Raw genomic sequence first — 357 nt, forward strand, 5'->3', positions numbered from 1 at the left:
CGTTCTCCATCATGACCGTGATGCAGGCGCTCGGCTTCTTCTTCGGCAACGGCGCGGGCAATTCGATGAGTCGCGAACTTGGCAAACAGAACAACGAACGTGCCTCCCGACTGTTGGCCGTGGGCTTCGCGGGCGCGGTGATTTCCGGTTTGGTAATTGCCGCGATCGGGCTGCTGATCCTGCGGCCGTTGGTCGTCATGCTGGGTTCGACCTCCACGATCGCCCCATACGCCGTGCAATATCTGACACCGCTGCTGGTCGCCGCACCCTGCGTATGCGGTTCGTTTGCGCTCAACGGATTGCTGCGATACCAAGGCCAGTCGGCATTCGGCATGATCGGGCTGGTGTCGGGCGCAC

Annotated in this window: 1 protein-coding gene; it reads left to right on the forward strand. The window is 61.9% G+C overall.

Annotation, left to right across the window (positions count from 1 at the left end):
• Positions 1-357 (forward strand): MATE family efflux transporter (locus EIK80_RS25190; RefSeq protein ID WP_199743623.1); only part of this gene is annotated, 357 nt, incomplete at both ends.

It is taken from the genome of Caulobacter sp. 602-1 (genome assembly GCF_003931565.1).
Classification (GTDB): Bacteria; Pseudomonadota; Alphaproteobacteria; order Caulobacterales; family Caulobacteraceae; genus Caulobacter.